The organism is Nocardia noduli, from assembly GCF_019038455.1.
Taxonomy (GTDB): domain Bacteria; phylum Actinomycetota; class Actinomycetes; order Mycobacteriales; family Mycobacteriaceae; genus Nocardia; species Nocardia noduli.
On sequence record NZ_JAFMPL010000116.1, the window covers coordinates 1 to 25,473 of the forward strand.

23 protein-coding genes are annotated in these 25,473 nt (G+C 65.2%); 14 read left to right on the plus strand and 9 right to left on the minus strand.

Features of this window, described 5'->3' with window-relative positions; translation table 11 throughout:
* On the plus strand, window positions 1-678 hold a 678-nt coding region (locus JZ792_RS43605; RefSeq protein WP_438804423.1), incomplete at its 5' end, for a C40 family peptidase.
* A gap of 707 nt (window positions 679-1,385) precedes the next feature.
* On the opposite strand, the gene JZ792_RS35500 is transcribed toward JZ792_RS43605, so the two are convergent.
* Window positions 1,386-2,636, minus strand: coding sequence for an ATP-binding protein (locus JZ792_RS35500; RefSeq protein WP_216917281.1), 1,251 nt, complete (start codon window positions 2,634-2,636; stop codon window positions 1,386-1,388).
* 661 nt (window positions 2,637-3,297) lie between these two features.
* On the opposite strand from JZ792_RS35500, the gene JZ792_RS35505 reads away from it, so the two are divergent.
* Entirely contained in the window at window positions 3,298-3,723 is a 426-nt protein-coding gene (locus JZ792_RS35505; RefSeq protein WP_216917282.1) for a DUF4189 domain-containing protein, read from the plus strand.
* Between the two features lie 326 nt (window positions 3,724-4,049).
* Here the strand turns inward: JZ792_RS35505 and JZ792_RS35510 are convergent, their stop codons facing one another.
* Entirely contained in the window at window positions 4,050-6,227 is a 2,178-nt protein-coding gene (locus JZ792_RS35510; RefSeq protein ID WP_216917283.1) for a glutamine synthetase III family protein, read from the minus strand.
* Window positions 6,228-6,662: 435 nt separating this feature from the next.
* On the opposite strand from JZ792_RS35510, the gene JZ792_RS35515 reads away from it, so the two are divergent.
* The 3 genes from JZ792_RS35515 to JZ792_RS35525 all read left to right on the plus strand — a co-directional run bounded on the left by JZ792_RS35515 (window position 6,663) and on the right by JZ792_RS35525 (window position 7,846).
* Window positions 6,663-7,097, plus strand: a complete 435-nt coding sequence (locus JZ792_RS35515; RefSeq protein ID WP_216917284.1) for an ester cyclase — start codon at window positions 6,663-6,665, stop codon at window positions 7,095-7,097.
* 79 nt (window positions 7,098-7,176) lie between these two features.
* Window positions 7,177-7,431, plus strand: coding sequence for a type II toxin-antitoxin system Phd/YefM family antitoxin (locus JZ792_RS35520; RefSeq protein WP_216917285.1), 255 nt, complete (start codon window positions 7,177-7,179; stop codon window positions 7,429-7,431).
* Window positions 7,424-7,846: a PIN domain-containing protein gene (locus JZ792_RS35525; protein WP_216917286.1), complete on the plus strand. Its 423-nt coding sequence runs from the start codon at window positions 7,424-7,426 to the stop codon at window positions 7,844-7,846. The genes JZ792_RS35520 and JZ792_RS35525 overlap by 8 nt, the downstream gene beginning before the upstream one ends.
* A gap of 88 nt (window positions 7,847-7,934) precedes the next feature.
* On the opposite strand, the gene JZ792_RS35530 is transcribed toward JZ792_RS35525, so the two are convergent.
* Window positions 7,935-9,716 (minus strand): ABC transporter ATP-binding protein, encoded by a 1,782-nt coding sequence (locus tag JZ792_RS35530; RefSeq protein ID WP_254190801.1) that lies wholly within the window; start codon window positions 9,714-9,716, stop codon window positions 7,935-7,937.
* A 450-nt stretch (window positions 9,717-10,166) separates the two neighbouring features.
* Between JZ792_RS35530 and JZ792_RS35535 the strand changes: the two genes are divergently transcribed.
* Complete coding sequence (locus JZ792_RS35535) at window positions 10,167-10,658, plus strand: hypothetical protein (RefSeq protein WP_216917287.1); 492 nt, start codon at window positions 10,167-10,169, stop codon at window positions 10,656-10,658.
* Window positions 10,659-10,679: 21 nt separating this feature from the next.
* Here the strand turns inward: JZ792_RS35535 and JZ792_RS35540 are convergent, their stop codons facing one another.
* A complete protein-coding gene (locus tag JZ792_RS35540) occupies window positions 10,680-12,446 on the minus strand; it encodes a GNAT family N-acetyltransferase (protein WP_216917288.1) in 1,767 nt (588 codons plus the stop codon).
* A 57-nt stretch (window positions 12,447-12,503) separates the two neighbouring features.
* On the opposite strand from JZ792_RS35540, the gene JZ792_RS35545 reads away from it, so the two are divergent.
* Window positions 12,504-13,283, plus strand: a complete 780-nt coding sequence (locus JZ792_RS35545; RefSeq protein ID WP_216917289.1) for an alpha/beta fold hydrolase — start codon at window positions 12,504-12,506, stop codon at window positions 13,281-13,283.
* A gap of 209 nt (window positions 13,284-13,492) precedes the next feature.
* Here the strand turns inward: JZ792_RS35545 and JZ792_RS35550 are convergent, their stop codons facing one another.
* Window positions 13,493-13,762: a Txe/YoeB family addiction module toxin gene (locus JZ792_RS35550; protein WP_308165585.1), complete on the minus strand. Its 270-nt coding sequence runs from the start codon at window positions 13,760-13,762 to the stop codon at window positions 13,493-13,495.
* On the minus strand, window positions 13,759-14,031 hold the full coding sequence (locus tag JZ792_RS35555; protein ID WP_216917290.1) for a type II toxin-antitoxin system Phd/YefM family antitoxin: 273 nt from the start codon (window positions 14,029-14,031) through the stop codon (window positions 13,759-13,761). The genes JZ792_RS35550 and JZ792_RS35555 overlap by 4 nt, the downstream gene beginning before the upstream one ends.
* A gap of 513 nt (window positions 14,032-14,544) precedes the next feature.
* Between JZ792_RS35555 and JZ792_RS43330 the strand changes: the two genes are divergently transcribed.
* Window positions 14,545-14,790, plus strand: coding sequence for a DUF4143 domain-containing protein (locus JZ792_RS43330; RefSeq protein ID WP_216917302.1), 246 nt, complete (start codon window positions 14,545-14,547; stop codon window positions 14,788-14,790).
* A 154-nt stretch (window positions 14,791-14,944) separates the two neighbouring features.
* Here the strand turns inward: JZ792_RS43330 and JZ792_RS35565 are convergent, their stop codons facing one another.
* Window positions 14,945-15,220, minus strand: coding sequence for a hypothetical protein (locus JZ792_RS35565; protein ID WP_216917291.1), 276 nt, complete (start codon window positions 15,218-15,220; stop codon window positions 14,945-14,947).
* Between the two features lie 196 nt (window positions 15,221-15,416).
* Here JZ792_RS35565 and JZ792_RS35570 point away from each other — a divergent pair, with 196 nt between their 5' ends.
* Entirely contained in the window at window positions 15,417-15,644 is a 228-nt protein-coding gene (locus tag JZ792_RS35570) for a hypothetical protein (RefSeq protein ID WP_216917292.1), read from the plus strand.
* Between the two features lie 209 nt (window positions 15,645-15,853).
* Here the strand turns inward: JZ792_RS35570 and JZ792_RS35575 are convergent, their stop codons facing one another.
* A complete protein-coding gene (locus JZ792_RS35575; protein WP_308165586.1) occupies window positions 15,854-16,261 on the minus strand; it encodes a very short patch repair endonuclease in 408 nt (135 codons plus the stop codon).
* Window positions 16,262-16,633: 372 nt separating this feature from the next.
* Window positions 16,634-17,929, minus strand: a complete 1,296-nt coding sequence (locus JZ792_RS35580) for a DNA cytosine methyltransferase (RefSeq protein WP_216917293.1) — start codon at window positions 17,927-17,929, stop codon at window positions 16,634-16,636.
* A gap of 500 nt (window positions 17,930-18,429) precedes the next feature.
* On the opposite strand from JZ792_RS35580, the gene JZ792_RS35585 reads away from it, so the two are divergent.
* The 5 genes from JZ792_RS35585 to JZ792_RS35605 all read left to right on the plus strand — a co-directional run.
* The gene (locus JZ792_RS35585) at window positions 18,430-20,757 is read left to right on the plus strand and encodes an ATP-binding protein (protein ID WP_216917294.1); all 2,328 of its coding nucleotides are present in this window, start codon (window positions 18,430-18,432) and stop codon (window positions 20,755-20,757) included.
* Window positions 20,754-22,427: a DEAD/DEAH box helicase family protein gene (locus tag JZ792_RS35590; RefSeq protein ID WP_216917295.1), complete on the plus strand. Its 1,674-nt coding sequence runs from the start codon at window positions 20,754-20,756 to the stop codon at window positions 22,425-22,427. Before JZ792_RS35585 ends, JZ792_RS35590 begins: the two co-directional genes overlap by 4 nt.
* A complete protein-coding gene (locus tag JZ792_RS35595; protein ID WP_216917296.1) occupies window positions 22,424-23,026 on the plus strand; it encodes a hypothetical protein in 603 nt (200 codons plus the stop codon). Before JZ792_RS35590 ends, JZ792_RS35595 begins: the two co-directional genes overlap by 4 nt.
* A 9-nt stretch (window positions 23,027-23,035) precedes the next feature.
* The gene (locus JZ792_RS35600; protein ID WP_216917297.1) at window positions 23,036-24,442 is read left to right on the plus strand and encodes a sigma-70 family RNA polymerase sigma factor; all 1,407 of its coding nucleotides are present in this window, start codon (window positions 23,036-23,038) and stop codon (window positions 24,440-24,442) included.
* A 391-nt stretch (window positions 24,443-24,833) separates the two neighbouring features.
* The coding region (locus tag JZ792_RS35605) for a Scr1 family TA system antitoxin-like transcriptional regulator (RefSeq protein WP_216917298.1) at window positions 24,834-25,473 on the plus strand (640 nt) is incomplete at its 3' end.

Below are 25,473 nucleotides of genomic sequence, written 5' to 3' on the forward strand. Positions count from 1 at the left end.
GTGGAGTACCCGTCGGCCGGTCCCGCCGACGACATGTCGGCGCCGTTCGGGTTCGAACAGCTCGCGCCACCTGCCGACGCCGGCGCGCATTCGGTCGCGGCCGCGACCCTCGCCGAGCAGCTGCCCCGCCTGCCGTTCGCCGAAGCGCTGCGCGGCACTCCGTTCGCCGAAGCGCTGCGCGGTACCCCGTTCGCCGAAGCACTGTCCGGTCTGCCGTTCGCCGATGCGCTCGAATTCACCATGCCGACCGAAATCCTCGGTTACCGACTGCCGCCCGTGGCGGACCTCCTCGGCGCCCGCCCCATGGTGCCAACCCCGTTCGCCGCCCCCCGGAAGACCTCCGGCGAAATCGCCGTCGAGGCCGCGCGCGGCAAGCTCGGCACCAACTACGGCATGGGCGGAACCGGCCCCGACACCTTCGACTGCTCCGGTCTGGTGAAGTGGTCCTACGCGGAAGCGGGCGTCGACACCCCGCGTACCAGCTACGACCAACTCGCCGCGGGGACCCCCGTCTCGCGCGACGACCTTCAGCCCGGCGACCTGGTCTCCTACTACGGAGGTGACCACTCCGCCCTCTACGCCGGTAACGGCATGGTCATCCACGCCTCCACCTACGGCGTCGGCGTCACCGAATCACCGGTCGATTCCATGCCTTTCGCCGGAGCCCGCCGCTACTGAGCGGCAGTATTCCGTGAAAGACGCTGTCTCGTAGCTCGATTCGAATTCCAGCACTGTTCGACTGGTTGACGCGAAGATCGTTCTCTCGGCACCGTGTTCAGTCGCTCGATCCGATAGGCCCGGCCCGCGCTCCAGCGGACCGGGCCTATCCCATTTCGGCAACCCATTGGCGACCCTTTGCCTCGGGCTCGCTTCAGCCCGAATACTGATTGTCAAATGCAACCGGATCTGGCGGTACGGCCTGGCGTGGCATCGAGCCGCGGTCGACGGGTCGCCGCAGCCGAACCGTTTTCGTCACGCTAGCCCCAGTTCCATTGGCACTTGTTCCCGCGTCTACTTTCTGCACGTTCGACCTCATAACGTCAGCGGCAGTGGTCTTTTCACGCCCCCTGAGAGGAATCGATGCGCCGAACCTCCGCGCCGAAGTGCTCATCCTTGCGGAGCCGTCGATTCTCCTGACGGTCCGCAGTATCGGCCTCGCCTTCCCGGCCGAGGTAGCCCGATGAATCGGCTCGCCGTCGACCCGCCCCACCTGGCCGTCCACACCGACGGCCGCCTCAGCTCTATCGGCACGAGTCTTCGACCGATTCGGTCGAGCCATCGGGGTGGTTACCGATAGATTCGAACTCTGGTCGGAGATCTCGCGTCATCGGTAAACCACCCTGTTGGAGCGGTGCAGTGATGAGAATTTGCGGCTGAAGCCTCCCTCACTCCGTTGGCCCGGTAGTCCATAACGCGCTGATCGGCAGGCAGGAAAGGCCGTCGCCGAACGGGAGCTGCTGGTCGCCGCAGTAGAGGACGAACCCCGCGTGGAACCGATCGCCGATTCGGCGTTGCAGGGCTCGAAGGGATCTGAAGTCGTCGGTGCGGATCGTTTCCGCGGCTTTCACCTCGACGGCTACCACGCGGCCCGCGCTATCCTCGAGTATCGCGTCGACCTCGTACTGGTCGCGGTCACGATAATGGTGGATTCTTGCCATGCTCTGGCTCCACGTGACCTGTCGGACGAGCTCGCCCAGCACGAAGGTCTCGATGAGACCACCTGTGGTCGCATCATTGGTAATTCCGGTGACCAGATGTGAAGCGAGACCGGGATCATTGAAAATCAGCTTCGGTGTGCCGATCGCTCGCGTAGTCCCATTGGCTGACCACGCCGGGATCAGCCGGATCAGATACACGAGTTCCAACAGGCCGATGTAATCGCGAATCGTGCTGGTCGGAATCCCGAGGTCCGACGACAAACGGCTGTAGTTGAGCAACCCGCCGGTTTGTGCGGCGAGGGTGGAGATGAGGCGACGCATGTCGGAATGGCGTTGAATATCCGCGACCTGATGGATATCTCGACTAATGATGTCATCGAGGTATGATTTGAAAAACTGAGCACGGCGGCGGGGAGCTGATCGCCGAATAGCCTCGGGGTATCCGCCGCAAGCGGCGATATTCGAGTAGTCCCTGCGACGTAACTCAGACGGTGAGACTCGCAGTCGGTTGCCTTCGCTGAATGCCGCATCGATGAATCCATCAGGTGCGCCGCGTATTTCACCCTGAGACAGGGGGAACAGTTCGATGGTTTCCGACCGGCCCGGCAGGGAGTCGGGAAGTGTGCTGAGTCCGAGCAGTCGTGCTGAGCCCGTCAGTAGGAATCGACCGGGTCGTGGGTCGCGATCGACGGTGTTCTTGATGGCCAGCCACAACTCCGGAACGCGCTGAACCTCATCGATCAACATGGTCCCTGGAGCATCCAGAAAAGCAACCGGATCGGTCTCTGCGGAGGCTCGTGTCCGTGGGTCATCGAGATAACGTTTCACCGTGTCCGGGCGGTCGCCCAAGCATCGCGCCGCGAGCGTGCTCTTGCCTGTCTGACGTGCACCGTTGATGATGACGATTCGAGTGTCATCGAGAGCCTCGGTGACCAGGTCCGTAGCGCGGCGAGGCAGGTAGTCAACGGCTTGTCGCATACGGATATCGTACGCGGTTGCCGTGGATCTGCCGACTTGTACGCCGTGGATCTGCCGGTATATCGGCCGTTGATCTGCCGGGCAGTTGGCCGTGGTTCAGCCGCCTGTCTCTCCGTGGATCTGCCGGGCTCTCCAGTAGGAATCTGCCGAGTATTCGGCCCGAATCTGCCGATGCCGGAGTTCCCGGGGGAGCAGCGTCGAGAAAGTTGCGCATTCGACGCTGCTGATCGTTGGTTCCGGATCCGATTTTGCCGCATGCGCGCGGCTACATGGTCTCGTCTCCGTAAGAATTCGCTAGCGAAGTGGGCGACGGCGTAGCCCCGGGTATCCGAGGTCGGGGTCGAACAACCCCCATTGATCCCCATGGTTTGCAACCCGGTCGCCAAGGTCTGCGGCAAAGCGCCCCTGACCGCAGGTGTGCGGAATATCGCAATCACGGAGTTCATCGCCCTACAGGTCGGTCACTGATCCCGATTCGGAGTTCTCGTCGCCAACAGTGCCATTCGTACTGGCCAGCCCGGTAACAACACCGACGGTGATCGTTCTTCGAACCTGTGCGGCGACGTCCTGTTCGTCCCATCATTGGACGGATTCGCCGACAGCGGCAATGATTACGCTGGTTCCAATTTTTGGGGCGCATCCGAAGAGGGAGAATAATTCAATGGGATTCATGGGTAGGGTCGGCTTTGCCCTCGCGGTGAGCAGCCTTGCGGTGGGGTCTGTGCTGGGTGCGGGGTCCGCGGACGCCGCCGGCTATTACGCGGCGATCGCGGTGAGCGGCAGCGAGTGGACATACGGGGCGAGCGTCGACGAGGCGAACTTCGATGACGCGAGGGCCGCGGCGATCGCCGACTGCGGCGCGGCCGACTGCGAGGTGCTGGCCTCGTGGGCGAACGGATGCGGTGCGCTGGTCGAGAGTAAAGAGGGTGTGGCCGTAGGGTCCGGTCCGAACCGCGCCGAGGCCGAGCGTGCCGCCTATCGCCGACTGACGGAGATCACCCCGACGGCGCAACTCGCCGCCTTCGGCTCCGTCGACCTGAGCGGCGCGAAGATCGTCGAGGTCGTCTGTACGAGCAACGCTCGCTGATCCGACGGTGAGATTCCGGGCCGGATCCCCTTCGGGTTCCGGCCCGGTCGCATCGGTTCAGGAATTCGTCCCACCTACCGATTTCTGCTTCCTGTCGAGTTGTGCTGCTACGGAGGAAGATTGAGATCGGATCCGCGAATCCGGGTGTGCCGAAACGTCACCGACGATCAGTATGTTGCCGCGCGCGGATTCCGAACTGCCGCCGCCCGAGGCGATCTGGGACCGCCCAGCAGCGGCACGGTGGAGTCGTCCCGCCCGCCGCGAATGTTCGCGGCGAGCGGGCTCCGATCAGGGCGCCCCACCATCGACTGAGGTGCCCGGCCGGGTCAGAGGACGTACAGCAATTCCTGATAGGTCGGCAGCGGCCAGAGGTCGTCGGCGACCACCGACTCCAGGGTGTCCGCGGCCGCGCGGACCGCGGCCATCGCGGGCAGCAGACTGTCGCGGGCGTGTTCCGCTTCGTCGTAGGCGGAGCCGCCGGGGTGCTGGGCGAGTGCGTCGGCGAGTGAACTCAATGCTGTTCGCAGGTCGGTCAGCGGTGCGGACACTTCCTTCAGCATGTCGGTGTCGGCCGGGAATCCGGCTGCCGTGAGTGCCGCGATGTTCTGGGCCACCTCGGTCTGGTACCGCATCGCGGCGGGCAGGATGGTCGTCGAGCCCATCTCGAGGGTCAGCCGTGCCTCCACGCCGATCGTCAGGGCGTATTGCTCTAGCCCGATCTCGTAGCGGCTGTGCATTTCCCGGCCGTTGAAGACCTGATATTTCTCGAACAGTTCGATCGCGGAATCGGTGATCAGCTCGGGCAGAGCGTCGAGGGTGGTCCGGAGATTCGGCAGTCCGCGGGTCGCCGCCTCCTGCTGCCACATATCGGAATATCCGTCACCGTTGAACACGACCTTGCCGTGATCGGTGATGATCGCGGTGAGCAGATTCTGCACGGCGGTGTCGAACGGTGTCCCGTCGGTGACCGCGGTTTCGAGTTCGGTCGCGATGTAGTCGAGCGACTCGGCCAGAATCGTGTTGAGCGTGACGATCGGAACGCTGACGGTTTGCATCGAGCCCGGCGCCCGGAATTCGAATCTGTTGCCGGTGAACGCGAATGGACTGGTGCGGTTGCGGTCGCCCGGATCGGTCGGCAGCACCGGCAGGGTGTCGGCGCCGATGATGAGGGAGCCTTTACCCTTCGACGAGGTCGCCGCGCCCTTCGCGATCTGCTCGAAGACATCGGCCAGCTGGTCACCGAGGAAGATCGAAATGATCGCGGGCGGAGCCTCGTTCGCTCCGAGCCGATGATCGTTGGTGGCCGAGGCGACCGAGGCGCGAAGCAGCCCGGCGTACCTGTGCACCGCTCGGATGAACGCGGCGCAGAACACCAGGAATTGCGCGTTGTCGTGCGGAGTGTCGCCCGGCACCAGCAGGCTGCCGAGTTCGGCGTTGCCGACAGAGAAGTTGACGTGTTTACCGGAGCCGTTCACGCCGCTGAAAGGCTTCTCGTGGAACAGGCACTCCATACCGTGTTTCTTGGCGACCGTCTTGAACGTCGTCATCAACAGTTGCTGATGGTCGGCCGCGACATTGCCGCGTTCGAACATCGGGGCGATCTCGAATTGCCCCGGCGCGACCTCGTTATGCCTGGTCTTGGCGGGAATGCCGAGTTTGAACAGCTCCCGTTCGGTGTCCATCATGAAACCGAGCACGCGCTCCGGGATCGCACCGAAGTAGTGGTCGTCGAACTCCTGGCCCTTCGGCGGCTTCGCGCCGAACAGGGTGCGCCCCGCATTGAGAAGATCGGGCCGGGCGAGGAAGAAGTGCCGGTCGATCAGGAAGTACTCCTGCTCGGGCCCGCAGAAGGAGACCACGGGCGCCGGATTCTCGTGACCGAAGAGTTTCAGAATCCGCATCGCGTGCCGACCCATCGCCTGCTGCGAACGCAACAACGGAGTCTTGTGGTCCAGCGCCTCACCGGTCATCGAGACGAAAACCGTGGGGATGCAGAGGGTATTGCCGTTCGGATTCTCCAGCACATACGCGGGACTCGTCACATCCCAGCCGGTGTAGCCGCGCGCTTCGAAGGTATTGCGCAGCCCGCCGTTCGGAAAGCTCGAGGCATCGGGTTCGCCCTGGATCAACGTCTTGCCGGCGAATTCGGCCAGCGCGGAACCGTCGGCCAGCGGCTCGAGGAAACTGTCGTGCTTTTCCGCGGTGAGCCCGGTCAGCGGATAGAAGACGTGTGCGTAGTGGGTCGCGCCCTTCTCCAGGGCCCAATCCTTCATCGCCGCCGCCACCGCGTCGGCAACCATCGGATCCAGCGGCGCCCCGCGTTCGATGGTGGCGACCACCGATTTGTACACCGACTTCGGCAACCGTTTCTGCATCACGGCGACGTTGAACACGTTGTCACCGAAAATCTCACCCGGCGTTTCCGATTCGTCGGCGTTCATCGCCGGCGGCACATACGCTTCGACGGCTCTGATCGCCTCGATCCGTACGCGGTTTCCAGTCATTGTCCTACCCCTTGCCCGATGCGGCTCCGCATCCGCGTGCTGAACCCGATCGCGCAACTCTACGAACCCCCGATAGCCAGGATGTTTCGTCGCTGTCACCTCCGCGAGACCGTCGCTCTTTCCCGCACCGATCCGGGGGGTGGGCACGGTGTCACAGACATGCTGATGTCGACCCCTTACCTTGCGCGGGAAAGAGGCGCACAATGACTGTGTATACCGGCTTCAAGGTTTGTGATCGGTGGGTTGCTGGACGCCCGCCGACGACATTCGGACGGTCATCCTCGGTGATTACGGCGTCCCCCATGCCGGGCTGTGGCGCCCTGGACTCACCGTCGGCATCGCGGCCCGCGAGCCATATCAACGCCGGGCACCGTAGATGCTGCCTGGAGCGACTACGAGCCGCCTTCGCCGGTTCGGCAATAGATAGGAAACCCCATGTCGGAGCAGAACAAGGCCGCCGCCAAGCGTGTCTTCGACGCGTGGAACATGCGAGATCTCGATGTATTCGACGAGGTGATAGCGGCCGACTACATCGACCACGATCCACAGAACCCGTTCGCCGATACCCACGGCCCCGAGGGCTTCAAACGACTCGCGCAGATGTATCTCGCCGCGTTCTCGGATCAACGGTTCCTGGTCAACGAACAGATCGCCGAAGGCGATTTCGTCACCACCCGATGGACGGGGACCGGAACCAATGACGGCGAGATGATGGGTATGCACGCGACCGGCAAATCCGCAGTCGTGCAAGGAATTACCATCACCCGCTTCCAGGACGGCAAGATCGTCGAGAGCTGGGGATGCTGGGACGCGCTCGGGATGATGCAGCAACTCGGTGTCGTCCAATCGGCAAGCTCCGCGGCAACCTGACCGGCCGGGCTGCCCATAGCAGACCTGCTCAGCTCTCGGGCTTATAGCGGTGGATAGCATGCGTTGCTATCCTGGAGCGATGACCAGGACGATCACGCAAGCAGAGTTGCGCAACGGCAGCGCGGGTGTGATGGACGCGCTCGAGGCGGGTGACGATTTCATCATTACCCGCAACGGGCACCCGGTCGGGGAGCTACGTCCGATCCGTGCGAAACGGGATGTCACGACCGCCGACTTGAAAGCGCGGTTCGCACGTTTCGCGGCGGCAGGCACTGCGGCTGAGGAGCGTGCGGAAATCGACGCCGTGTTCGGCGAGGATCGTCTCGATGATTGATGCGCGGACCGACCGGCATCCTGAAGGTCTGCTCGATACGTGCGTTCTCATCAATATCGCGCGGATCGATGACGCAGATCTTCCGGTGCGTCCGCGAATCAGCACGGTTACGGTTGCCGAACTCGGACTCGGTATCGCCTTGGCCGACAATTCGAAAACATCGGCCTTTCGCACGGAGCGTTTACTCGAGGTCGAGCACACATTCGACGCGCTGCCATTGTGCTCGGCTGCGGCACGTCGATTCGCGACAATGGCCAAACTAGTCGTCGCGGCAGGTCGGAATCCTAAGCCGCGCAGGATGGATCTGCTGATTGCGGCTATCGCGTCGGCGAACGATCTTCCTCTCTACACCGCCAACGTCGATGACTTCCTAGAGCTCGACTCCGTTCTGACGCTGGTGCCGGTCCGGAGATAGACCGTTCGAGCGGGTGCCGCCGCTCTCCAGGCTTTCCGGGGCGAGTTGTTGCGCCGGCGTCCTGCTCCTCGATGTGATGGCGCGGAAATCAACGGGCGACCACGTCCTCGCCCAGGAATCCGCCCGACTGGTGTCGCCACAACTGTGCGTACGCTCCTTGCGTGCACAGCAGTTGCTCGTGCGTTCCCTCCTCGACGATTCGCCCGTGGTCGAGCACCACCAGCCGGTCCATTCCGGCCACGGTGCTCAGTCGGTGCGCGACGACCAGCGCGGTGCGGCCGTCCATCAAATCCCAGAGTGCTTGCTGCACAAGTGATTCGCTTTCCGAGTCGAGTGCGCTGGTCGCCTCGTCCAAGAGCAGGATGGGTGCGTCGCGCAGGATCGCCCTGGCCAGCGCGACCCGCTGGCGCTGGCCGCCGGAGAGTTTCACGCCGCGCTCGCCGATGAGCGTGTCCATGCCCTCCGGGAGCGCGTCCACGAATTCGGTGACGTGGGCGGCCTCGGCGGCCCGCAGGATCTCCTCGTCCGTGGCTTCCGGGCGCGCGAACCGGATGTTCTCGCTCAGGGTCCGGTGGAACATGGCCGGCTCCTGCGGCACGTAGGCGATCAGACTGCGCAGATCCGCCTGCCGCAGCCGGGCGATGTCCTGTCCGCCGATGCGGATGGTTCCGGATTGCAGATCCATCAACCGCAGCAGCAGTTGGGTGATGGTGGTCTTGCCCCCGCCGGATCGTCCGACCAGGCCCACCTTGGCGCCGCTGGGCACGTGCAGGTCCAATCCGTGGAACAGTTGCCGCGCACCCGCGTGGGTGAAGTTCACCGTTTCGAACCGCACGTCGAACCCATTGGGCCGCAGGGGTTCCGGACGCGCGACGTCGAGTACCTTCGGCTCGTCGAGCAGTAGTTCGGTGAACTGCGCGGCCTCGGTGAGCACGGTCTCCAGCCGTCGGTAGATCTGATTGAACCGGAACATGATCCCGGTGGCGTTGAAGTAGTAGGTGAATGCCACCACGATGGCCTCCACCCCCATGTTGTCGCCGCTGAGGCCCACCGCGATCAGCAGCCCCATCACATTGGTGAGCACCAGCAGCGGCGCCACCAATGTGTCTATTCTCAGGTTCGCGTAATCCCAGGAGCGCAACGACTTTCGTCGCGACGAGGCGACGCGCCGCCGATGTTCGTCCGCCTCCTGCGGTTCGGCGGCGAAGGCGCGGACCACCTGCATATTCGCCAGGCTGTCGGCCACATGTCCGGAAACCCGCGCGATGGCCGCCTCGCGGTCGTCGACGAGTTTCTGGCGGCGCTGGACCAAGGGGGTGATGACCAGCGCGGTCACCACGATCATCCCCATCAGTACGACGACCAGCACGGGGTTGTAGTGCCACAACACCACCGAGGCGAAGATCAGCGGCACCAGCGCCGCCATGATCTCGAAGGCGAGGGTGTCGACGAACTGTTCGAAGCGAGCCGCGAAGCTGAGCGAGCGCTTCGTCAGCGAACCGGCGAAATTGTTGTGGAAGAAGGCCGCGTCCTTCGCGAGCAATTCGTCCATGGCGACCACGTACAGGTGCTCGATGCCGTAGGCGTCGACCCGGTTCAGGCAGTGAATCCCGATGCGCCACAGCAGTTCAGCGAGAAACAAGGCTCCGCCGAAGGCGAGAATGTAGGAACCCGACGCGCCGAAGCCGGTATCCCCGGTCGCCGCGACCCGGCTGACCATCATGGCGACGATCAGCGGTGCTATGTACAGGTTGCAGATATTGCCGAGTGCAGGCGCCAGCAGCGCCGGAATCGTGATGGTCTTACGGGCGGCCATCTCCCGGCCGTATAAACGCAGCACCAGTTTGGTCGCCGTCGCACGCGATTGCATGATCCCCCTGTCGTCTCGAATCAACGAACGATGCAGGTGACCAATGATCCCGTGTCCGGGCTGGTTGCCGCCAGCGAATATTCGCCTGCCCCGTGTCGTGGGCGCACATTGCGCCGAAGGGAATGTGCCCGTCGGTGCTCGAAAGTGGTTGCAGTGTCAACCAACTGCGGTCGCGACTGCCGTCGATGCCCTGTCCGCAGGTGAAGGTAGATTGCAAGGCGTCTACGTTCGAAGGGGGAGATCGTGTATCCGCAACAGCCATATGGTCGACAGGGCCAGCCGGGGTATCCACCACAGGGGCAGCAGCAGGGGTTCGCGCCGCCGCCGAGTCATCCCCAGGGCTACGCGCCGCAACCGGCATACGGTCATCCGGGCTATCCGCAACAGCAGCAGGGGTTTTCGGGTCAACACGGTGGCTTCGCGCAATCCCGTCCCGACCAGCCTATCGACGTGACCTACGTCTGCGACGAGAACACCGCGCGGCGACTGACCCGCGGCCGAGCGCTGATCACCTGGCGGCTGCCGAGCAAATGGGGATTCCTGCTCGCCCTGCCCGCGTTCCTGCTCGTGCGCGGCACGATCGCGATGACGTCCAACGGGGGAGACGCGAAGATCGGCGAGATGTTGGGCGCGTTCCTCGTCGTGCTGGCCTTCGAACTGGTTGTGGTCGCGCTGATCACCGGTGTCCAACTGGCCAGGGTGGATCCCGCGTTTCTCGCGATCGCCGGTCCGGGACAGCGGATGTCGGCCCGCTACACCGCCGACGCGATGGAACTGCATCAGAGCAGTGGCCAGGTCACCAATCGCTACGTCGACATCAAGCGGGTGATCGTCAGCGGGGGCGTGGTCTTCCTCCAACCGGTGGGTACCCGCGGTTTCTTCGTTCCCAGGGAGATCGTTCCGGACGAGGCAGTGGCCCGTCTGCGTGCGGCGCGTCGCTGAAGGGACGTCTGCGGGCGCCGGTCAGAGTGCCCGCTTGAGCCCGACGTGACTGTTGCCGTACCCGAGCCGCGCGTAGAACGTGTGGGCTCGCTCGCGAACCCGATCCGTGGTCACCTGCGCGAGTGTCGCACCTCGGTGTCTGCCGTGGTCGTGCGCCCATTCGAGCATCGCGGTTCCGATACCGCGTGAGCGTTGCGAGGCGGCGACCCGTACTCCCTCGATCTGGAGGCGGGTGGTGCCGCTGCGGGAAAGCCCCGGAATGATGGTGAGCTGCATGGTGCCGACGATTCGGTCGGCCTCGTCCCGGACCACCGCCAGATAGTGCGAGGCGTCCCTGGTGACGGCGTCGTACGCCTCCTCGTAGCGGGCGATCTCGGAACCCTCACGGGCACCGCCGATCTCGTCGTCGGAGAGCAGCGCGACCAGCGCGGGGACATCGGCACGCGCCGCCCGCTGCACACGATAGACCCGATCGCCGAGCCGGAGTCGACCGCCGACCGAAGCCCGCGCCCGTGATTGCAGCCGGGCGATCAGCGTGTCCAGCCAGCCGCCGACGTGCCGCCTGGCCTCGGGAGTGTCCGGGTACCGGCAGCGCAGATGCAGGCCCGCCTCGTCGAGGACGAACCAGAGCATCACGCCGTCGGTCCGAATCGTCGCGCCGACGTACTGCGCCTCCAAACCGGTCGCGTCGACTCGCACCGGTAGTCGGCGCAGGTCAAGCCACGAAATCGCGAACATCCCCGGCGCTTCGGGCATTCCGCCCCACGGACGCAGGATGTCCGCCAGTGGCCAGGACCCCATCCGGACGGCTTCCTTCACCGCCTCCGCGCTGGCACGGGGATCCGAGTCGGCCGACTCGAGCACCGAGTTGGTGATGAACCACCCCACCGAGTCGTGCCAGGTGGTGTCGTACCGGCTGTGCACAGGGAACACGGCCCGCAGTGCGGTGCCCGCCAACTCGCGGGTCACCTCGGTCATCGCCCCGACCACCAGCGCCAAGGTCGAGACCCCGTCGTCGCGGGCCTGCGCCGAGAACGCGGCGCTGTCGTCGACGTCGAGGACGTCGCGCACCTCCACGCGCTCCTCCTGCAACGTCGCCTCACCCAACGACAGCGGAAATTGCGGCATCACACCGCCGCTGCCCGCCAGCACCTCCGCCCACCGGCGGTGCACCTCGGGGGGCGCGGGCGGACGGTCCCGCATCGCACGGGTGTGCTCCGCGAACGCGGGTGCGGGCGGCAACGACGGCGAACCACCCTTCTGCACCGCGGCCAGCGCGGCGAGCAGATCGCGCGCGATCACCAGCATCGACCACATGTCGACGTGCGAGTGGTCGGCGGCGATCACCACCGTCGGCCCCATCGCGGTCTCGAGCACGCACAGTCGGTGCGACGGACGACCGTACGGTGAACAAGCCTGGTCGAGCACCGCGCGGAGCGCGTCGTTGACCGCCTGCCCCGGAGCGATCACATGCTCGACCCAACCGGCGGGGAGAATATCGACCTCGTGCAGCCGAGGCTCGCCGTCCTCGCCCGGCACGAAGACCGAGCGCAGCGTGCCGTGCCGTTCGATCACCGCCAACCAGGCGGTCGCGAGTTCGTCGGGCAGTACCGGCGCGGAGAGCCTGAAGGACAACGCCATCCAGGATCCCGCCCGGTCGCCCGCGCCGACGTGTCGTCGCTGGTCGAAGGAGACGGGAAGCGACCGGCCCACCCGACCCGTGATGACATCGAAGCCCGAAAGGCGGCCGAACGGCAGGCGCAGGTGCGCGACATTTGTCAGCCGCATGACGGTATCCTAGGCGTTCCCGAGCGCTCGCCGTCTCACCAGCACCCTGGAGCCACCGTGCCGACCTTCCGCGTTCCCGGCGCCGACCTCGATGTCGAACTCAGCGACGAGGGTGGCCACCCCGTCGTCCAACTCCACGGCCTCACCTCCAGCCGTCATCGTGACCGGCTGATGGACCTCGATCTCGGCCGCGGACTCAGCGGAACCCGACTGCTCCGCTACGACGCGCGCGGCCACGGCCACTCGACGGGTCGTACCGTCCCCGAGGACTATCGCTGGCCCGTCCTTGCCGATGACCTCCTGAAGCTGCTCGACAACTGGTTCCCCGGTGAGAAGGTGCACGGTGTCGGCCCTTCGATGGGCACCGGGACCCTGCTGCACGCCGCCGTCCTCGACCCCGACCGATTCGCGGGCCTCACGCTGCTGGTCCCCGCCACCGCCTGGCACACCCGCGCCGCGAAGGCCGACATCTACCGGAAGAACGCCCGCCTGATCGAGGAGCAAGGACTCGCCGCCTTCCTCGACGCCGACCTCACCGCGCCGCGCCCGCCCGCCACCGTCGGCACGCCGGAAACCGGTCCGGATGTGGCCGAACACTTGCTGCCCTCGCTGTTCCGCGGCGCTGCGATGAGCGACCTGCCCGCGCCCGAGGCGATCGCCGCGATGGAGGTGCCGACCACGGTGTTGGCCTGGATCGATGACCCTGGGCATCCGGTGTCGACCGCGGAGGCGTTGGTTGGTCTGCTGCCGAAGGCCACGATGGAGATCGCGCGCACGCCGGACGATCTCGCGCGGTGGCCGAGCATCCTGTGCGAGGACGTGGCACGCCACAGGTAGGCGGGCGAGCACTCTCACCGAGACTCGAAAATCGTTGCTGTGCAATCGATCATGTCACCCGCTGGCCTTGTTGGGCTCGTTGACACCCTGTTGGTCGACCATGCGGAAGCAACCGATCAGTCAGCCGTCCACCTCGCCGGTCCGATGTGTGGCGAGCGGACAACTCGATAAACATTCGAGCCCCTGTCTCCAGGTGGCCTCGCGGGCGTTCAGTCGTCGTAGTGGTGACGACAGGCAACAATCGTCACGTTGTCATCGTCGGCTACGTAGATCAACCGATGTTCGTCGGTAATCCGCCGTGACCAGAGTCCGGCCAAGTTGTGCCGCAACGGTTCCGGCTTGCCGATGCCCTCAGCGTTGCCGTTGCGCCGGATATCCTCGATCAGGCGGTTGACTTTGCCGAGCAACCTCCGGTCACGGGCGAGCCATCCGCTGTAGTCCTCGCGCCCATTGGCGTCGAACACCACCTTGCGACTCACTCGTCGTTGTCCTCGGGTTCGATCAGTTCGTGGGCTTCCACCCTGCCTGATTCCAAGTTCGCGATCGACTCGAGCAGGCGCCGGCTGTTAGCTCTGGTAGACAGGATGTGGGCGGTCTCTTTCAAAGAGTTGTATGCGGCCAGCGAGATCACCACGGCGGGCTCCTTCCCGCCGGACCGAGTAATAACGACTTCGTCGTTGTCTTCGGTGGCCGCATCCAGTACTTCAGACCAGTTCTGACGTGCTTCGGTGCTGTGCATGGCTCGCATGGAGATCCTTTCCTCACGGCACTGCGATCGTTCAGGATAATGTCCAGGAGTTCGGAAACATCCGCGTGCGAATGTGGAAGAAGATCCGCGAAAATGCGGAAAACAACTTCTGCAAACGCGGAAGAAAACGTCCCACTAGCTGTAGGGATGTCACATTCATCGGGATAGCTCACCGACGGCTGACGGCGGTCGTTCACACGCGGATGACCGAGGAGCCGGTGGTGGTCCTCAACGGGCCACGCACTGTCGGTACGAGCACGCTACTCGCTTCGGACAGGCATTGAACGGACGAGCGGAAAGCGTTGACGTGCTGCCCTGTCCCAAAGTGAAATCGGCCGGGCGAGTGGAGAGTTCGTACACAAATCTGCTCAGGGGCATCGCACTGCCGGACAGAGAACACACTTCCACCACGTCGCGGGACGACTACGCGCACCACATCACAGCGGGAGGAATGCCGGTCGCGCTTCGTCGGCCCGCCGGAAGGGTCGCGGTCGCATGCAGTGACCCGCCGCGCTGTCGGAATACGGTCATCTCGTTGAAACCTTCGCCGTCGGAGAGGTTCTCGAGCAGATCAGCTGGTGGGATGGGCCGGTGACAGTCGGACACTTCCGCATCGGATCAGGTGACGAAGTCGACTCGGTCATCGAGAGCGACGACGGACGAGTGATCGCCTTCGAGTTCAAGGCGGGGAGTCGGGTGCACGGGGTATTCGTGTTCTGGGGTTCTGGGGCCGTCGCACCGCATGAGGCAACGGCCTGACCTGCAAGAACGTTGTGCCCTCGGCGGGGCACATCGAACATGGGAACGGGGCTGACCTGCGGGTTTCGGGTGGGCGGCTGGTTATAGAAGCCGATTACCAGCTGTAGGCGGGGGTCGGCTCGTCTCGGGCCAGTTGATCGCGGCCCCGGATGGCTCACGATTCGATCAGCAAGGCGCGGAGAGCCGTCGGGTCGACAACGGGCAGTGCGGAAACCGGAATCTCCCAACTGATGACATACCAGGCGAGTGCAAGAAGACGCCTACTTCGCTTGTACGGAGGGCTTACGACCGGTCTCACTGTTGGGTTGCGCAGCGAACACACGACGCGATCGGAGACCTGCGTCTGGTCGGGGTCGGTTTTCGCGATGGCGGTGACGACATCACGGAGTGCCCATGCTTGTTGTTCCGGATTGGTGATGGTGCGGACCAACGCTTCGGAGTGTTCGGTATCGGTTTTCGCGGTCGCGAAAACGACTTCACGGAGTGCCAATGCCTGTTGTTCCGGGTGGGTGATGCTGCGGCGCGACCGCTTCGGCGCGGCGGACCGAGCGGTCGGGATAGGACTTCGCGGTCGCGATCACGACTTCACGGAGTGCCAGGGCCCGTTGGTATGGGGCGGTGATGGAATGCGCGATCGCTTCGGCGTGTTCGGGGTCGGTTTGCGCGATCGCGGTCGCGACCGCAACGAGTGCGTCGGCCTGCTTCTCCGGGTCGGGGATGGTGCGGGCGAGGGTTTCCGCACGATCGGGTTGGCCGAGTTCGGCTCATACAACCGTGAGTGTTGTGGGGATGTTGGTATCGTGGTGGTGGTGGAGGCGGTCGCGGTAGCGGGCCAGGCGTGCGGTGGTGAGTAGGTCGGGGTCGGTCTGATCGCAGATGTGTTGCTGCATAGCGCGGATCTCGGCTAACGCGATCAGGTCGCAGCCGGTGCGGGCCCGGATACGGTCGTGGCGGACCGCGTCGAGCGCCAGGGCACTGATGCGGGGCGCAAGGCAATCAGCTCGGCTCGTCGGTGGCGCTCACTCCTGAGCCGAGATGCCGACGAGCGTCGTGACGCCCACCGCTACTCCGCGCCCCCGACCCCCATCCTGCGGGCAATCACAACATCAGCGATTCGATCTGCGGCCTCATTCGGGTCCTCGTGCTCCCACACTCGGATCGAGACCCAACCCGCGTCGGACAGCCTGTCGTCGGTATCCCGATCGCGCGCGCGGTTCCCGTCGATCTTCGAGCTCCAGAAGTCGCTGTTCGCCCGCGAGGGGCGGTAGTGCTCTGGGCACCCGTGCCAGTAACAGCCGTCGCAGAAGACGGCCACCCGCGCGCCGAGGAACACGATGTCGGCGCGGCGTCGGAGCCCCGGTAGCGGGGGCGCGTCGACGCGATAACCGAACCCGAGCGCTCGGAGGGACGCGCGCAGCGCGAGCTCGGGGCCGGTATCGCGACTGCGGTTCGCGCGCATCACCGCCCGCACGGCCGGTGTGGACGCCCATGAGCCCGCAGTCTCCGATGGTCGGGGGAGCACCCCCTTCTCGGCGACCAGGCGCCACGCCCGCTGGAGATTCTCCCGCCGAGTGGCCGCGTCCACCTCGCCGAGATACCTCGTCGGGCACTTGCCGCGGTCGGACCACCGCACATAGGCGCGAATGCGGCGCGTACCGGGGAACACCCTCAACTCGATCGACGCGCACGCCACCCGGCCGTCGCCCGTGGTGACGAGTCGGTGGACGCGACCTCCGGCCGCTCGGTCCTGCTCGACCGCGCGAGCTCGCCGACTGAGGTTGGGTGGGCATCTCCACGCCCGATCGGGTGGACGCTCGCCCTTCCATATCCCTGCGACCATGGTCTATCCCTTTGGCTTGGCTTCGTCCAAGACCGTGGCGATGGCGTCCGCGAACGCCTTCCCCAACTGGACCGGCACGGCGTTGCCGAGCTGGCGCATCTTCTCCCCGCGGGGCCCGGCCAGCTCCCAGCTGTCGGGGAAGGTCATCACCCGCGCGGTCTCGCGAACGGTCATGTAGCGGTGGGTACCGTCATCGCGGAGCATGACGGACTCCCCACCGGGAACACCATGGACCCCGGCCTTGACAGTCTTCGCCGGTCTGTCCAGCTCGTTGGGGGTGTGCCCCGGGTACACGCGCGCGTCCGGCCAACCAACGTGGTGCGTGAAGCGGCCCGGTTCGAACTCGGTCCGGTCGAGTCGTTCATCGGGGATGTCGGGCAACGGCAGTTGCCCGTCGGTCCCGAGCACCGCGTCCCTGAGCGTTCGCCATGGATCCAGGCGCGGGCGGTCGATCGGCAACGGCCGATCTCGTGGGATCCGCTCCATCACCCGGCGACGCACAGGGTCCCTCGGCCCCTTCTCATGGCGATCCCAGTAGCCGCCGCTGATCATGTCCTCGAACAGGATCGCCTCGCTGTGCGTCGGCGCGACAAGGCTGGCGTAGCGACCGAGATCGACGCCGACATCCCGCCGGAAGGCGACAACGATGACCCGATTGCGGATCTGCGGGACACCGTAGTCGGCCGCGTTCACCGCGAAATGCGCGACGTCGTACCTCTCGTCATCGGGTACGCGCCGCGACCTCGCCTCGCGTCGGAGAATCCGATCGTGGTCGCTCCAGTGCGCCCCCTCAGCGCGCTTCACGTGCGGGAGCGCCAACTCGCGCTTGATGTAGTCGAAATACGGTGAGAACGAGGGGCGGAGCAGGCCACGGACGTTCTCGCAGATCACAGCCCTCGGTCGAATCTCGCTGACGGCGCGGAACATGTGTGGGAAGCCGTTGCGGTCGTCCTCATCACCGTGCCCGACACCGCCCAGGGAAAACGGCTGGCAGGGTGGTCCGCCCGCAAGCACATCCACCTCGCTGAACCTCAGGTACTCGAAATTCACCTTGGTGACGTCGCCCACCACCAGTGGAGGACGCTCGCCCTTAGCGGGGACTTCACTGATCGTGCGCCAGTCCGCCACATCAAACGGTCTCGCGCGATTCAGGGCCAGCGTCTCGCACGCCCGCTTGGCGAACTCGTTGAACAACAGCGGTCTGAACCCCGCGGACTCAACCGCGATGGCCAGGCCGCCGCCCCCAGCGAAGAGCTCGACGCTTGTTCGCTCGGTGTTGGCGGCGGCTTCATTTGGCATGGGCAAACCATACCGCGGAGTTGGGTCGAATGTTTGTGCGAATCGCGAACCTGTCGATATCGCTTACCGAGCGAATCAGCGCTGGTCGAGAACATATGACGAATGCTCGCGGTTGGTTCGGGGGTCACGGTCGACCGCCGCGGGCGCCATCGGCCCGATCCTGTGCCCGCTGGTAGCCGGAGCGACGCCACGGCCCGCCGGTCCCGGGCGCCCGGGACCGGCGGCGGACGCTCGTCCCGGAACAGCGGTCGGCGTCGTTGTGGACGGCAAAAGAGACTGGTCGGTCGACCTCGAACATCGAACGGAATCCGCAGGCGCGCAACGCCTTCCAGCACCGCCATCACGGGGCGGCCGGTGTCCAACTTGTCGGTGGCACCGTCTAAGCTCGCTGCTCAACACCCCGACTCCCCAACATGTCGGACGATCGACCTAGGTCCAAACACGACAGGGCATCGGCGGTAGAAGCGCGCGTGAAACCCGGTTCAGGAGGAACCCGCACGATGAAGATCACCCCGTCCGCCCGCGTACTGCGAATGCTCGGCGAGATCGAGTTCGACGAATGGCAGTGCATCGCGGAGCTCGTCGACAACTCACTGGACGACTTCACCGAGATCCTCCGAGCCGGAATCCCGTGGGCGGGCGGATACCACGTCAGCGTGCACCTCCCCTCCTCGCCCAGCGGCGAGCTCGTCGTGAAGGACACGGGGCAGGGGATGGACCGAGATCGGCTGGAGCGCGCCGTACGGGCCGGCTGGTCGGGCAATGACGCACACGACAAGCTCGGTCTCTTCGGCATGGGCTTCAACGTGGCGACCGCGCGGCTCGGCCGCCGAACCCGGGTGCTGACAACCCGTCAAGGCGATCCCGAGTGGATCGGCGTCGACATCGACCTGGACCGCATCAACGACGACTTCGAAGCTGACGACATCGTCGAGCCGAAGGCCGACCCGAACGAGCACGGCACCCGGATCATCATCAGTCGGTTGAAAGCCGAGCGCGCGATCTGGCTGAGCAAGAACGGCGCCAACCTCCGCAATCACCTCGGGGGCGTGTACTCCTGGATCCTCGAGAACAGGCCATTCGAGCTGACCATCGGCGGGATCCGCGTCAAGCCGGTCCGGCACTGCCGATGGTCGGATGACCGATCGGTTCTCTACAACAGGAAGGAGCGGATCCCGGCCTACATCGAGATCGACACAAAGCTCGAGGACGGTCTCGCCTGCTCGGACTGTGGTGAGTGGCAGATGCCCGGCCAACGCGAATGCGAGGCCTGCGGGAGTAGCAGGGTCACGGTCCGAGAGCGGCGAGTGCACGGGTGGCTGGGCATCCAGCGGTACCTGGACAAGAAGGAGTTCGGGATCGACTTCCTGCGCAACGGCAGGAAGATCCTGCGCTGGGACAAGCGGATCTTCTCGTGGCGTAACCCCAACGGCGAGTTGGGCAACGAGGAGCCCGAGTACCCCGTGGAGTTGGCGCACCAGGGTGGCAGGATCATCGGGGAGATCCACCTCGATCACGTGCCCGTGGCGTATCAGAAGAACGCGTTCGAATACGACGATCGGAGCTGGAGGTCGGCGATCGAGATCCTGCGCGGCGTCGGCCCGTTGCTCCCGCAGCGCGCCAAGGAGGCCGGATACGCGGAGAACCACAGCCCCCTCGCTCGACTGGTGAAGGGTTACCGTCGAAACGACGCGGGCGAGCGCTACCTCGTGCCCGGTGACCCGAACGGCAAGGGGCCGATCCATGCCGTGACCCGCGCGTGGGGGCGGGAGTTCCAAAACGGGAAGGCCGAGTACCAGTCAGACGAGCTGTGGTGGCAGGCCGTTCTCGACTACGAGGCCGCCAAGCGCGGTGAGAAAGCGGGGAAAGCGGAGGCGAGCACGCCCGATGGCGCGGACACCGCCGCTGTGCTCGAAGCGCTCGGGGTGGTGCCCTCCAGCGAGGCTCGGTCGCCGGCCACGTCGGCACCGACGACGTTCGCCGGTGAGGCCACGACGGGGACATCGAGTCGGGAGACGCGTCAGGAGCGAATCGCCCGGTACATGAAGGACTCCACCGTGTACCCGACCCTGACGAAGTCGCTCGGCTGCCCCGAGATCGGGTACGCACAGGTCGAGGCCCGGCGACTCACCGCTGGGGAACTCGTCGATGACAACGGGAACCCGACTCCCGTTCTCCTGGACCAGCGGCGTGGAATGACGTTCACCGCCTTCCTCGACCTGGAGCACGTGGTGCTCAAGCGATTCGGCATGGATCCGGCCGACCTGCTGCTCGTGGAACTCGCGGTCCTGCTCAAGGTGAGGAACGACTGCGAATGGAGCCACTCCCAGATCATCGCCGCGATTCGGGAGAGTTCCCTGCCCGACACCGCTCTGGATCCCCAGGCAGTCGGGGCCGAGGCGCAGGAGCTGCTCGCGAACATCCGACAGCGAATGACGAGGGCGGTCGACGCCACGGGTGATCCCGAGCGCGCCTTCCAGTACCTCACCCCAGACGAGCTGACCTCCACCGAGATCGCGATGGTGGCCGAGGGGCGGGTCGCGCGAACCAGTGACCTGGGAACCAAAGCCGAGTTCCTGCTGCATGTCCCGGCGCTGTTCCTCGTCAGGCTCGTGGAGGCGTGGCCGGAGGCATTCATGGACGGCCTCGTGTTCAAGGGGCTACACGAGGGCGTGAACTCGCTGGGCGCACGGAGACTGAGTGTGGCGCGGATCGTCGGCTACCTGGCGGACCTGGCCACGGTGGTCCCGGCGAGCCTTCCGAGTCAGCTCGAACGCACGCGGCTGAGCATTCGACTGCTCGCCGACGAGCTCTCGGAGGAACAGTGAACGCCGGTTTCCTGACGGCGGACGAACTCCTGCGTGGCGGTCCAGCGGGACTGCCGCACGCGGTCGAACGCGCGCTGTGGCACCTCGGCTTCAGCGACGTTCGAATGATCGACGGCGCTGGCGACCACGGCGCCGACCTGCTCGCGGTGCGAGATCGCGAGCAGTGGGTCTTCCAGTGCAAATGGAAGGCCAATGGACGCGTCGATCGTGCGGGCGTCGACGATCTCGAGCGCGCGCGTGCCCGTTACCGTGCCGATAAGTCGGTGCTGGTCACCAACACCGACATCAACCAAGCCGCGACCGAGCGCCGCCAGGCGCTCAAGAGTGTGGGCATCGACATCGCGTTGTGGCACGGGGCGACCCTCGCCGAAATCGGCAGAGCGATGCCGGACACCGTGCACAGTCCGTACGCCTTGCGGCCGTACCAAATCCAGGCGACGGAAGCGTTGAGACTCGACCTCGAACGACGGGGGACCGCGCTACTGGAACTCGCGACCGGGCTGGGCAAGACCGTGATCGGTGGTGAGGTGATCCGCCGCCACCTCGCCGCCGACCCGAACGCGCGAATCCTGGTCGTCGCCCACATGCGAGAGCTCGTCGCCCAGCTGGAGAAGGCGATCTGGCGCCATATCCCGAAGTCGGTCCCGACTCGATTGTTGACAGGTGACAGCAAACCGTGTGGGCTTGACGGTGTTGTCGTCGGTACCGTCGAATCCGTTCTCGCGCAAGTTCGCCAGGAGGGCTATCGGCCCGACCTGATCATGATCGACGAGACGCACCACGTGGCGGAAACCGGGAGATTCGCCGAATTGCTGGACCTTTGCCCAAACGCTCTTCAGTTCGGTGTCACCGCGACGCCCTGGCGCGGCGACAAGTTCGATATCACCGCTCGGTTCGGTGAACCGAGCTTCAAGATGGGAATCGCCGAGGGAATGGCGGCGGGCTACCTCTCAGCGGTCGACTACCGGATCTACGTCGACAACATCGACTGGGACGTGGTGAGAAGCGCGAGCTCACACGGATACTCGATCAAGGACCTCAACCGGTCGCTCTTCCTGCCACAGCGCGATGAGGAGATCGTCGAACACCTCCGCGACGTATGGCGGTCGACTCCCGATCCACGCGCGATCGTGTTCTGCCAGACCAAGAACCACGCCGAGCACATCGCGCGACTGCTGTCCACGTCGGACTCGGCATGGGCCAACGCCTCGTACCTGCACAGCGGACTGCCGCCCCTGCGGCGCCAGATCCTGCTGAACGAGTTCAGGCTCGGCAGAGTCCCGGTTATCACATGTGTCGACGTCTTCAACGAGGGAGTCGACGTTCCCGACGTGAACCTGATCGCCTTCCTGCGGGTGACACACAGTCGCCGAATCTTCGTCCAGCAGCTCGGACGTGGTCTACGGCTGAGTCCGGGCAAGAACGCTCTGCGCGTGCTCGACTTCGTCACCGACATCCGGCGAGTCGCGGCGACCCTCGACCTCCGTCGAACCCTTGAGGCGGAGGAAGCCGAGCACCTCGAACTCCACTCGTCGCACGCGTCTCGCATCGAGTTCAGCGACAAGACCATCGGCACGTTGATGGATCACTGGATCCGCGACGCCGCCGACCTCGAAACCTCCTCCGACGAAGTACAACTCCAGTTCCCGGACACGCAAGGAATCCAATGAGCACGAAGCACCCGATACCCTCGAAAATCGACATGGAGGTCACACGTCTGATCTACGCCGAGGGCGGGGAGAAGTCGCGCACCGGCATCACCCACGCGGAGAGAACAGAGCTGTACCGGACGTGGACCGCGGACGCGAGGATCGGCGGGCGCCTGCTGCCGTACCTCGGAACGGATGACGACGTCCGAGTGTGGATCAAGAACGGGCCGATGAAGGAACTAGCCCGGGCCGTCAACGGAATCGGAAAGTACAAGAGCCTGGTCCAGAAGCCAGCGTCGAACGTCGATGTGCTCGTGGTGAAAGCCCTTGACGAGAATTGGATCATCAGTCCCGACACCCCGAAGACGAAACCACTACGCGTTCTGATCAATCACGCCGACGACGAGGAACGCGAGCAGTGGTTCGCGTGGGCTCCGGTCGTCGGCTTCAAGCACCTCGTATGGGGCGCGCTGAACACCCAGGCCAGGGGTGACGGGCGGCCGTGGGTTCTCTGCGTGGTCGATACGTTCGCCGAGCAGATCGACCCGGAGACGAAGACTGTCCACGAGCGAATCGGTCGACGGCTGGGGCTGGCCGTCAGCCACGTCACGGACGGTTAGGGGATCGCCGTGGACCAGAATCCCGATGAGGGCACAATCGATCTCGCGGACGCGGCGTCGTCGAGTTGGCTCACGGACGCGTGGGCGGCGATCCCGGATCGTTCGCGAGCGGTATTCCTCGCCAGATGTCAGGGAACGACCCTGCAGGAGATCGGCGACACGCATGGCTTCAGTCGCGAGTACGCGCGCCAGATCCTGACGCGGGTCGCCGGGCATGTTCGTGACAGCGCTGACGAGGCCATACCGGACTGGCGCGAGAGGTTGATGGCCGCGAACGCTGGCATCGCGGTTCTCCGACACGAACTCGCCGAGGCGATCGAAGTTCGTGATCACGTCGCGATCAAGATCCTCGCGGAGGAGGTCGGGCTACGCCCACCTCGCACGTGGGCTGGCGATCTCGATGGTTGGTGGACGCATTCGCCCGACGACCTCGCCTCGGTTCTGGCCGCGATCGTCCGCGCCGCACCACTGACGTCGGAGATGCTGGCGGCGCTCGTCGCCGATCATCAGGTCCCCGGTGGGTTCCCGCTCGAGCGTCTGCTGGCGGACGACAGGAGCCCCCTGGTCCGCGAACGGGATGGCACGTGGTTGCGTCGACGCGCGCGCTCCCGGGACGTCGCCTATCTCTGGCTGCTCGACCAGGGGGCTCCGCACAGGATCGAGCGAATCGCCGTGGAACTCGGCGCGGGTAGCCCCCGCGCGCTCGCCGAGTCGTTGCGCCGTGACAAGCGGTTCGCTCACATTCGCCCGGAGGGTCTATGGGGACTCGCGGAGTGGCCTGGCCTGGACGCGACGAAGTACCGAGGAGCGGTTGAGGTCGTGGTCGATCTCGTCACCAGGTTCGGCCCGATCCCGAAGGCCGACCTCTTCACCAAGGCCGTCCAGATCTACCCGGTGAGCCGATGGCGTCTTGAGCAATGCCTCTCGATCGACCAGTTGGGTGAGACCGCGGACGGGAGTATCGACCTGATCGCGCGTGGTGCGAAACCCATCGAACCACCGGAGCCGCGCAAGCCCGACAACATGGTGAGCAACGGCGACGGCAATGCCTACGGTGTGCGGCTCACCGTGGACACGGACATGCTCCGCGGCAGCGGCATCATCGTGAGCACTTGGCTGACATGGCAATTGGGCCTTCGGCGCGCACCGATGTCGATGACGTTCAGCAGCGACGAACTGGCCGTGCCTCTAGTGGTCCGGCGAAACACCAGCGGAGCGCAGTTCACAGCCCTCCGGTCATTCGTCCTGGCACAAGGCGTGGCACTCGGATGCGAGGTCGCGGTCGTTCTCGTGGTCGAGAGCCGAACAGCGCATCTCCACCACGCTTGCGCGGCGGGCACCTGTCCCGCGAGGACGGCCGAGGACCAGGTCGTGCCAGCGGACCTTCCGATCAGCGCCACGCCGCGCTCCACGTAGTACCTCGGCGGTGGCGAGTCCCAAGCGTCGTCCGCACAGATGTCCGTTTCGCTACCGCTATGAGAGGGAATTCCGTGGGAGCCTTGGATGGGCTGACACTTCCAGCCGCGGTGACCGCCGTAATCGGCAGTTCCGTTTTCGCCGGGCACCGAGTCGCGATCGTCTGGTTCGCGCTGAGAGGTGCGGCTCCTCGGGATCGACCCGCGATACTGCGGGAGTTGCCTCAGCTCCTCGGTGTGGGCCGACGCAGCCAAAGTCTCAAGGAAGCGCCGGGTGACAAGGAATAGCCGAGCGCGCGTAATCGAGATGCTAAGGGGCGCACGGGAAGTCGTCGTAAATACGTCGTCACCCAGTTCAGTCGACTGTGAATAAGGTCCAGCCGAGGTCGAGCGTGTACAAACCCTCGCTGCTCCAGACACGTGGCTACGCGCACGCGGTCCTGGAGGCCAGCATCGGTGCGCTGGGGGCAGGTGGTGATGTGTCGGCCGCGTTGGACGCGCGCCTGGCACGGCAACAGCGTTGGCGTGCTTCGGCGACTCGGGTGCATTTCCTGATCGCCGAGCAGGCCCTGTACACGGTCGTGGGCGATCCTGAAACGACGCGGGTACAGTTGGAGACGCTGCTGGGGTGGTTGCCCGGTACTGCCGTGGTCGGGATCGTTCCGCGCACTGCTCGGTTCCGTGCCTCGGCAACGGTTTTCGTCGTCTACGACGACACCCGGGTCGCTGTGGAGACCGCCACCGGCACACTGCGTTTCTGCGACCCGGCCGCGAGCGGTGACTACCCGACGGTGTTCGACCTGCTCACCCAGGACGCGGTCCTCGGTAGCGAGGCCGATTCGCTGATTCACGAAAGCCGTCACCGCCCACGGGTAGCCGCGACGTTCGCATTCTCGACAGCATCGACTCTCGCCAGCACGACGCTCCCTGTGTCGGCGTTGGCGGGAGAAGTCTTTCGCTACATACGATTTCGAGGGTTCCATTTCATGGCCGCTAGCTTTCCCACCGCCCACCCGCCACCCCACCGCCCTG